This is a genomic window from Saccharomonospora sp. (assembly GCF_027317685.1).
Taxonomy (GTDB): domain Bacteria; phylum Actinomycetota; class Actinomycetes; order Mycobacteriales; family Pseudonocardiaceae; genus Saccharomonospora.
On record NZ_DAHVQP010000112.1, the window covers coordinates 1 to 7,535 of the forward strand.

Consider the following 7,535-nt stretch of genomic DNA (forward strand, 5'->3'; position numbering starts at 1 on the left):
GAACGATGTATCGCGTGGCTGTTCGGATACCGACGATTGACCATACGCTACGAGCGCTACGCCAACCACTTCTGCGCCTTCCTCACTCTCGCCGCAGCCCTCACCTGCTTCAAGAAACTCGCGAAATGAGACATGCTCTTAGAAAGCATTCGGAGCGAGAAGGGGCGCTCCGATGATGGGGGTTTTTGTTGCGATATAAGCATATCTAGCTGCCTCGATTCCTAAAAAGGAAAAAGTTCCGCCGCGTTTCCAGTGCGTATTCTGTGCGGTGATTCTTTCGCCAGTGATGCCGTATTCGCGGGCGCGGAGGAGGTCATAGGTGGATCTTTGCTTACAACGAGGCGGTAGCTGTGTTGTGAGCAGCAAGGGGCGGTCGGCACAGAGGACCGTTCTGTGGAACCGGCCGTTCTGGACATGGGGGAGACACGGTGACGGGTGGGCAAATGCGGCCCCTTTTGGTGGCGGGCGTGGCTGGAGGTGTGGGGACCTCCACGTGGGCGCGGGTGCTGTACCTGGCCACGGGCCTGCCGGTCCAGGACGGCGGCGTCTACCGAGGGGGCGTGATCGATGTGCTGGTCAGCTCCAACACTGCGGCGTCTACCGCCAGACTCGGGCCGGCATTGGCTGTGTGTCTCCGGTCGCCGGTGCTGGTGGTCATGCACACCGTTCCAGGGACCATCGCGGAGTCGCGCTCGCATCTGCGTAAGGTGCAGCCGCACATCACGGCACGCTTCGACATCAGCCACCAGCGGGCGTGGTTGGAGATGGCCAACCCGCCAGGAACGCGTGTACCCACCAAAGCCAAGGACATCGCCGAGGCATTGCGGCAGTTGCCTGCTGCGCTCCAGCAGATGTACACCGGCCCTGCTCAGGCAGCTACGCGGGCTGCGGCCTCGACCGGAATGCCGCGCGCTGGCGCTGTTCAGCAATCGATACCGGGTAGGGCCGCGCCCGCCATATCGTCGCGGCCGCCTGTGCCCGCTGGGCCACCAAGCGCTGTTCCACGCCAGCTGCGGTGACGTTCGTCAGACCAACTACTTCTCGGGGAATAGGAAATTCGGGGAATAGGAAATGTTGTACACGCTGTGGGGGAAAGCGCAGTCCTGGGTGTCTCAGCAGTTGGTTCCTGACCCTCCTCCCGCTGCGCCACCAGGGAAGCTGACAGAGGCGACGAACATCATCTTGGGCTGGATGAAATGGGGCGGGCTGGTCGGCGCGGTGGGGGCGCTGATCGCCGCGGGAATCATGATGGCCGTCGGGCGACGCAACCGGAACAACATGGCCATCGAAGGCGCGGTCAGCATCCCGTGGGTGGTCGCTGGCCTCGCGGTGATCCTCGGCTCGGCCTCCGTCGTCGGCTTCCTGCTGCAGTGATCGCGCACCGCGAGGAGAACCGATGATGAGGAAACTGATGCAGTCACCGTGGTGCAGTGCTCTCGTGCGCATCCTGACGGTGTTGGCGGCCCTGGCCGCCTCCGTCACCATCTCCACCGCTCACGCTCAACCCGACGCCGACATGGCTGACCTGCCCGGAGAGCTACGCAAGTACGTGCCGGCCAGCCCGCAATGGCAGCGATCCGCGTGGATGACGGCGGAGTCCTGCCGGGACCGGGGCGGAGACTTCTCGGTATGGGTGAGCAACGTCATCCAGGACGCGCCAGCGTTGCTGCAGTATTTCGGACCCACCATGTTCGGGCCGGAGTCGTCCAACCCTGAGCAACGTGACGCCGTGCTGCGGGGGTATCGCGACCTGGCCGCCACCGTGGAGGTGCCTTCGGGGTACTGCGTGGATGACATGAAGCACTGGGCTGGTGCGGACGGCACCACCAAACCGTTCAACTTCGCGTGGGGTCTGGACCCTGAACATCAGGTGTCGCAGTTGCACCTGTGCGTCAGTGCTGCAGACCAGGCTGAAGATCGCAGCCTGTTTGCCAACCGCTCGATGGGCGCCCCGCGCGGCCCGTGTGACGGCTTCTACGTCGCTTGCGTCAACGCTGACGGCGCCGACCGAACCCGATCGATGAGCGGCCGACGCTGACGGCCCCCGGGCGGCGGGTCTTTCCGGCTGGTGGTGAACTGGCGGGAGATCCCCGGCGAGTCGTTCTCGGAGTGACCCATGACCGTTGTGCGTTCGATCCTGCTGTTCGTGCTGGCCGCCCTCGCCGAGATCGGCGGTGCCTGGCTGGTGTGGCAGGGCGTGCGGGAGCACCGCGGGTGGGCGTGGATCGGCGCCGGGGTTCTCGCGCTCGGTGCGTACGGGTTCGTCGCGACGTTGCAACCCGACGCGCACTTCGGGCGCATCCTCGCCGCCTACGGTGGTGTCTTCGTCGCCGGCTCGCTCGCCTGGGGAATGGTCATGGACGGATATCGACCCGACCGGTTCGACGTCGTCGGCGCGCTCGTGTGTCTGGTCGGTGTCGCCGTGATCATGTATGCGCCGCGTGGGTGAACGCGGGCGTCACGGGACGGGACCGGGTGGTGGGTTGAGCAGCGCGTCGCGGTGTTCCTCAGAGCAGAGCGCTGAGGTGGGCGTGGCGTGCGGAGTGGGGAGGAAGCCGCTCCAGCACGCCTCGGAGCGTCTCGGTGATGGTGGCGGGCACCGAGGACGGGTTGCCCGAGCGGCACGATCGCCGACACGGCGCGCAACGCCCAGTACTGGTTGAACGCGGTCTCCTCGCGCAGGAGCGCGTCGACGACGGCGGGAAGCAGCGTGGGGTCGGGTCGGCTGTACAGGTAGGCGTAGCCGGTGAGCACCGCCCGCTACGCCGACCGTCCGCTCGCCCCGCGGGTGGTGCGGGCGGTGCTCGACGCGGTGTCGGCGTTCGCGCGCTGGGCGCCGCCGCCTGGGGTGTTGGGTGCGGTGTTCGACTATCCGAACCGGATCGCGCGCTACCACGCACTCGGTTTCCTTGACGACGGTGACCGGGTCGCGTTGCTCGACCTGTTCGCCCAGGTGTCGCGCCGCGGGGCCCCGTGCCTGCCGAACCACGGCGACCCGATCTCGTCGAATCTCCTGCTCACGAGGTCTGGCGAGGTCGCGTTGCCGGACCTCGAGTTCACCGGCTTCTTCCTGCCGGGGTTTGACCTCGCTGTCCTGCGCACCGCCCTGGTTACGACTCCCGAACTACCCGGGGCTTGAGGAACATCCGTGTCGGATCGTGCGCTAAGCGTTCGTCGGCGCTGGTGGGCGGCTGACGAGGTTCCGGTCGTCGGTGGCGCTTGAAGTCTTCCCACAGATAACGCTCTATTATCTGCGGCACCGTTGATCGCCTTCTGCGGGAACGCACCCGCGATGGCGCGCGAAGCGACCCTGTTATCTGCGGCAAGGCAAGGAAGAACGCGGTGTCCACCGTCGTCGCGCTGCCGACGAACCCATCCGCGCTGACCGTCGGTCGGCCGAGTTGTTCCTCGACTCGCTGGGAAACCCGAACACGATCCGCGGCTACGCCACTGCGGTCGGCAAGACCGCCGCCCGGCTCGGTGAGCAGCGGCCGCTGGAAGCAGTGGCCGACGATGAGATCGGCGAGGCATTGGAACTGCTGTGGGGCACGGCGGCGGTCAACACCTGGAACGCCCGCCGCGCCGCGGTGAAGGCCAAGGGCGCGCGGGCAAAGGTTCGCCGTCGCGGGCAGGCGTGCGAGGACGTGGTGCTGGAGATTGTCTACTGGGACGCTGGAACCGCCCGCCTACTGCCCCGGCTGCTCAAGGACCGAACCTGCGGCCCGGTGTTCCTCGCCCACCGCCGCCCCGGGCCTGGCAAGGTCCTCGGCTCCCGCGATACCTGCCCGGACACCGGGCGGGCCCGGCTGTCTTACGGCCAGGCCCGCGCCCTGCTTGACGCCCACACTGCGCTCCAGGGGTCGGGCAGTGGGTAGGATTTGCACGAATTGCGCCATTTGGCGCTGACTCACCTCGGTGAGCAGAGCGCGTCGCTGTTGCTGTTGATGGCGAAGTCGCGGCACAAGAAGCCGGAGAATGTCCGCCGCTACTTCAAACCCTCTGACCGGGCGCTGGCCGAGGTCACCAGCCTGCTAGCCCCCGGTGACAGCCGCCGGTAGCCGAGTTCTACCTCGGACCTCGATCGTTCTTGGAACTGGCGACGACACGGTGGGCAAGCTCGTGATGTCCAAACACGTCAGCGAGTCCGATGTGCGGACTTGGACTGAGCACGAGGTGATGCACGCTCAGTTACCGGATGGGTCGCAGGCCTGCAATTGACATCACTGTGCGGCAATTGGGTGATCTCTGCTTGCATCGGTGGTGTTACATATCGATTAACCCCAGTATGTCCAGTGATCCTGGGTCACTAGAAGCGCAGAACTCCTGGCACACTTTCACGTTCAATTATCGACCTGCATGGGGGCCGATGTCAGAGCGGATTGGTCCGCCGATAATAACGCCCGAAGCGCACGCTTCGTTGACGGCTTACCACATTCCCGCCAGCGGAACAATCCGCAAAATGTCAATCAACACGGTGTTGCACAACAGTCAACTGCTAAAGCTTCGTTCATCTACGATTCCTTCGCGTCTCTAGTCAAGAACGACTATTTTCCGTGCCTTGGAGCACGTTCTGCCCTGCGTCGGGGGACACTACGATTTGGCGTGTATCCAGAGATGACATACGCGAGAGCCACCCTTGGCTTGCTCGCAGATCTCTGGTCTTTCATCTCGGAGTTTCCCCGCGGCGGGGAGTCGCTTGCCACATTTGTGGCCGTCTTTGACGGACCTGCGACATCGTCCGAAGAACAGTTCGAAAACCTGCTGTGGCGTCAACTGCAAGAGTTGCACGATCTCGACGTCATTGAGTCGGGCTGGGATCACGAAGTAAGTAGAGATCCACATGACCCGAGCTTCTCCTTCAGTGTCGGCGGGCGAGGTCTCTTTGTAGTCGGACTCCATCCGGCAGCATCTCGGTGGTCTCGACGTTTTAGCTGGCCAACTCTGGTTTTCAACCCACACGACCAGTTCGTCACATTACGCCGTGAGGGACGGATGGAGGGAATGAAATCAGCGATCCGAAAACGTGATCGTCGATTACAAGGATCCGAGAATCCCGTGCTCGATGATCACGGCCAAAGTAGCGAAGCTCGCCAGTACTCCGGTCGCGCCGTTGAGAATGACTGGAAGTGCCCATTCCAGCCTGGCGCCGAGACCGGGTACGGTCACAGCATGTGACGTCCATGCTGACCTCGCTGCTCGCGTTCGCTGGGTTGTGCGTGGTGCTCGCGGTCACGCCCGGCCCGGACACCTTCATCGCGCTCCGCCTCGCTGTTCGATCCGGTGCGGGCGCCGGTCTTTGCGCGGCCGGAGGCGCTGCCGTTGGTTCGCTGTTCTGGGCTGTTGCGGCAGGTGTCGGCCTTGCGGCGCTTCTGGCGAACTGGAGTGTTGGGTACACGGTCGTGCGCGTACTCGGCGCGCTCTATCTGATCTACCTGGGAGTTCAGGCGCTCCACGCCCGTGACGCGACCGAGGCGAGCACGACGGGTGCGCCCGAGCGCGTGCGCTGGTGGCGAGCCGGTGGGATAGGACTGCTGTCCGCAGTTCTCAATCCGAAGATCGGACTGTTCTTCCTGGCAGTCGTACCACAGTTCGTGCCACGCGATGCGAACGTCGTCGAGATGACGTTCCTGCTTGGGTGCGTCGACGCGGTTGTGGCGTTTACCTGGTTGGCTCTCGTCTCGTTCGGCGCGTCCAGGATGATGCGCTGGCTGCGCGGTCCGAAGGTGGGCACGACCCTCGAGCGCGCAAGCGGTGTCGTGCTGATCAGTCTCGGCGTCGTGACGCTCGCAACCGGTTGATTACCGTAGCCACCATCATCCGACGGAGTACCGGCACATGGCACAGCACAGCTGTTGACGCTGGCACGGAGTTCGGTGATGGCGGCGTCGAGGTAGCGGGTGTGAACAGCACGATCGCGTTGAGGATGAGGCCCAGCGCCCCGAGTTGGTCTTCCATGCCTTCGTAGTAGCGCTGGCGTAGTTCGCCGCGTTGGCCGTGGAAGATCCGGCGTGCCAGCGCGTGGCGGCTTTCCTGCAGGTTGGGCTGGGCTTTGATGTCGCGGCGGTAGCCGGTGTCGTTGACCAGGCGCAGCACGTGCAGGGTCTTGTAGATCCGCCCGTAATGGGTGATGGCTTCGCCGAGCGGGGTGGGGTGGTCGTCGCGGGAGAGCATCCGGATCACATCGTGCGCGCGGACGGCGCCGGTGTGGATCGAGGCGGTGACCCGCAGGATGTCCTCCCAATTCCGCCGCACTTTGTCCAGGTCGATCCGGCTGCGGGCGGCGGTGGCGAACGGCCCGTAGTCGGCTTTGGTGTCGATACGCCACAGCTTCTGATCAGGCAGGTCCGCGAGCTGGGGCGTAGGTGTATCCGGCGAGGGTGAGCAGCCCGAAGACGATGTCGGAGTAGGAGGCGGTGTCGGTGGCGATCATCTGTGGTTTCTGTCCGCCGTCGCGGTCATACAGCACGTCCAGGACGTGCAGGGAGTCATCCACCGCCCGGGTCTGCAGATAGGTCACCGTGGCCAACAGCGTCGCCGCCCGCCGGGAATCGTCGTGGCGGCGCAGCAGGCTGGCCTTGCCCTGCACCCCGTACCGCGACAACTCCGCCAGCCGACGCGGCGGCACCACCTCAGTGTCGACCTCGGCGAAGCCCAACCCGAGGATCTCCGCAGCCCGCTGCAACGCGTCGACCATCGCCGGACCCGACACCCGCACCGGCGGCCGCCGCATCCGATCCAGATCCGAATTCCGGTGCGCATCAGGGACTTCCAGCAGCCCGTCCAGGGCGGCGCGCTGCTCGTCGTCGAGCAGCTGATGCAGCGTCGCCCACAACCGCTGATTCGCCGCCTCACACCGCGCCGCCACAAGCCGCGCCAGCGTCGACACGCCCGACAGCAACACCCGGCGTTCCCGCAACCACGCCACGGCCGCATTGAACAGCGCTTTCGGCCCGTCCCCAGTGGTCCAGGCGCGGGCCTCGATCCACTCACCCAGCTCGTCCTCCACCGTCGAGAACTCGTACCAGCCGCCGACCTGGCACAGCTCCCAGACGTGCTCGAAGCGGGTTTTCTCCCGCTCGCCGTAGGACTTCACACACGACGGGGTCGGCGATTCCGAGCTGCTCGGCGAGATAGTCCACCACCTCGACCGGCACGTCCAGCGGGTCGTCGAGGAACGCGCCGACGTTGCGCACGGTCACCAGCTGCAAGCTGAAGCCGAGCTTGTTGTGGTCCCGGCGCTGGGCCTCCACCAGGCCCCGGTCGACGTCGTCGAGGAAAAAGAACCGCTCCAGCTCCGCCCGCGACAACACCTCGGGCAACCGACCGTAGGCCGCAGCCTGCTCATCGGACAGAAACTCAACTGGCAACTCACTGGCCTTTCAGATCTACATCCACCCACTGCGGCGGAACCGCAGCGAAGCTTCAGCAAAACGATCAAGGCCGTCAACCAGCAGATCAGGGCATCAGAGGCTTTAGCGCCAGTTTCCACAGTTCCGATGTTCCCCAAGCCCCTGGCTGTGTCAGCAGGGGCCGGT

Annotated in this window: 10 protein-coding genes and 2 pseudogenes; 10 read left to right on the forward strand and 2 right to left on the reverse strand. The window is 65.0% G+C overall.

The features are described 5' to 3' along the window. From M7H19_RS12785 to M7H19_RS12825, 10 genes and pseudogenes are all read left to right on the forward strand, one after another. A pseudogene (locus tag M7H19_RS12785) lies at positions 1-129 on the forward strand (IS5/IS1182 family transposase); the annotation flags it as partial. 299 nt (positions 130-428) lie between these two features. Next, complete coding sequence (locus M7H19_RS12790) at positions 429-1,019, forward strand: hypothetical protein (RefSeq protein WP_298181017.1); 591 nt, start codon at positions 429-431, stop codon at positions 1,017-1,019. A gap of 52 nt (positions 1,020-1,071) precedes the next feature. Beyond that, positions 1,072-1,374, forward strand: coding sequence for a hypothetical protein (locus M7H19_RS12795; protein WP_298181018.1), 303 nt, complete (start codon positions 1,072-1,074; stop codon positions 1,372-1,374). A gap of 22 nt (positions 1,375-1,396) precedes the next feature. Next, positions 1,397-2,038, forward strand: a complete 642-nt coding sequence (locus tag M7H19_RS12800; protein WP_298181020.1) for a hypothetical protein — start codon at positions 1,397-1,399, stop codon at positions 2,036-2,038. A 78-nt stretch (positions 2,039-2,116) separates the two neighbouring features. After that, on the forward strand, positions 2,117-2,449 hold the full coding sequence (locus M7H19_RS12805) for a YnfA family protein (RefSeq protein WP_298181021.1): 333 nt from the start codon (positions 2,117-2,119) through the stop codon (positions 2,447-2,449). 297 nt (positions 2,450-2,746) lie between these two features. Beyond that, a complete protein-coding gene (locus tag M7H19_RS12810) occupies positions 2,747-3,139 on the forward strand; it encodes a hypothetical protein (protein ID WP_298181022.1) in 393 nt (130 codons plus the stop codon). A 262-nt stretch (positions 3,140-3,401) separates the two neighbouring features. Further along, on the forward strand, positions 3,402-3,875 hold the full coding sequence (locus M7H19_RS12815; RefSeq protein ID WP_298181023.1) for a hypothetical protein: 474 nt from the start codon (positions 3,402-3,404) through the stop codon (positions 3,873-3,875). Between the two features lie 12 nt (positions 3,876-3,887). Continuing rightward, the gene (locus tag M7H19_RS12820; RefSeq protein ID WP_298181024.1) at positions 3,888-4,058 is read left to right on the forward strand and encodes a hypothetical protein; all 171 of its coding nucleotides are present in this window, start codon (positions 3,888-3,890) and stop codon (positions 4,056-4,058) included. 298 nt (positions 4,059-4,356) lie between these two features. After that, positions 4,357-5,175: a guanitoxin biosynthesis heme-dependent pre-guanitoxin N-hydroxylase GntA gene (gntA, locus tag M7H19_RS18645; RefSeq protein ID WP_363321374.1), complete on the forward strand. Its 819-nt coding sequence runs from the start codon at positions 4,357-4,359 to the stop codon at positions 5,173-5,175. 5 nt (positions 5,176-5,180) lie between these two features. Further along, positions 5,181-5,798 carry a LysE family translocator gene (locus M7H19_RS12825; protein WP_298181027.1) on the forward strand — a complete coding sequence of 206 codons (618 nt, stop codon included), beginning with the start codon at positions 5,181-5,183 and terminating at the stop codon, positions 5,796-5,798. On the opposite strand, the pseudogene M7H19_RS18650 reads toward M7H19_RS12825, so the two are convergent. Both M7H19_RS18650 and M7H19_RS12840 read right to left on the reverse strand, forming a co-directional pair. Beyond that, positions 5,764-7,093 (reverse strand): annotated as a pseudogene (locus M7H19_RS18650) (Tn3 family transposase). The gene M7H19_RS12825 and the pseudogene M7H19_RS18650 overlap by 35 nt on opposite strands. Beyond that, positions 6,987-7,367, reverse strand: coding sequence for a DUF4158 domain-containing protein (locus M7H19_RS12840; RefSeq protein WP_298181026.1), 381 nt, complete (start codon positions 7,365-7,367; stop codon positions 6,987-6,989). Before M7H19_RS12840 ends, M7H19_RS18650 begins: the two are co-directional and overlap by 107 nt. Positions 7,368-7,535: the final 168 nt, after the last annotated feature.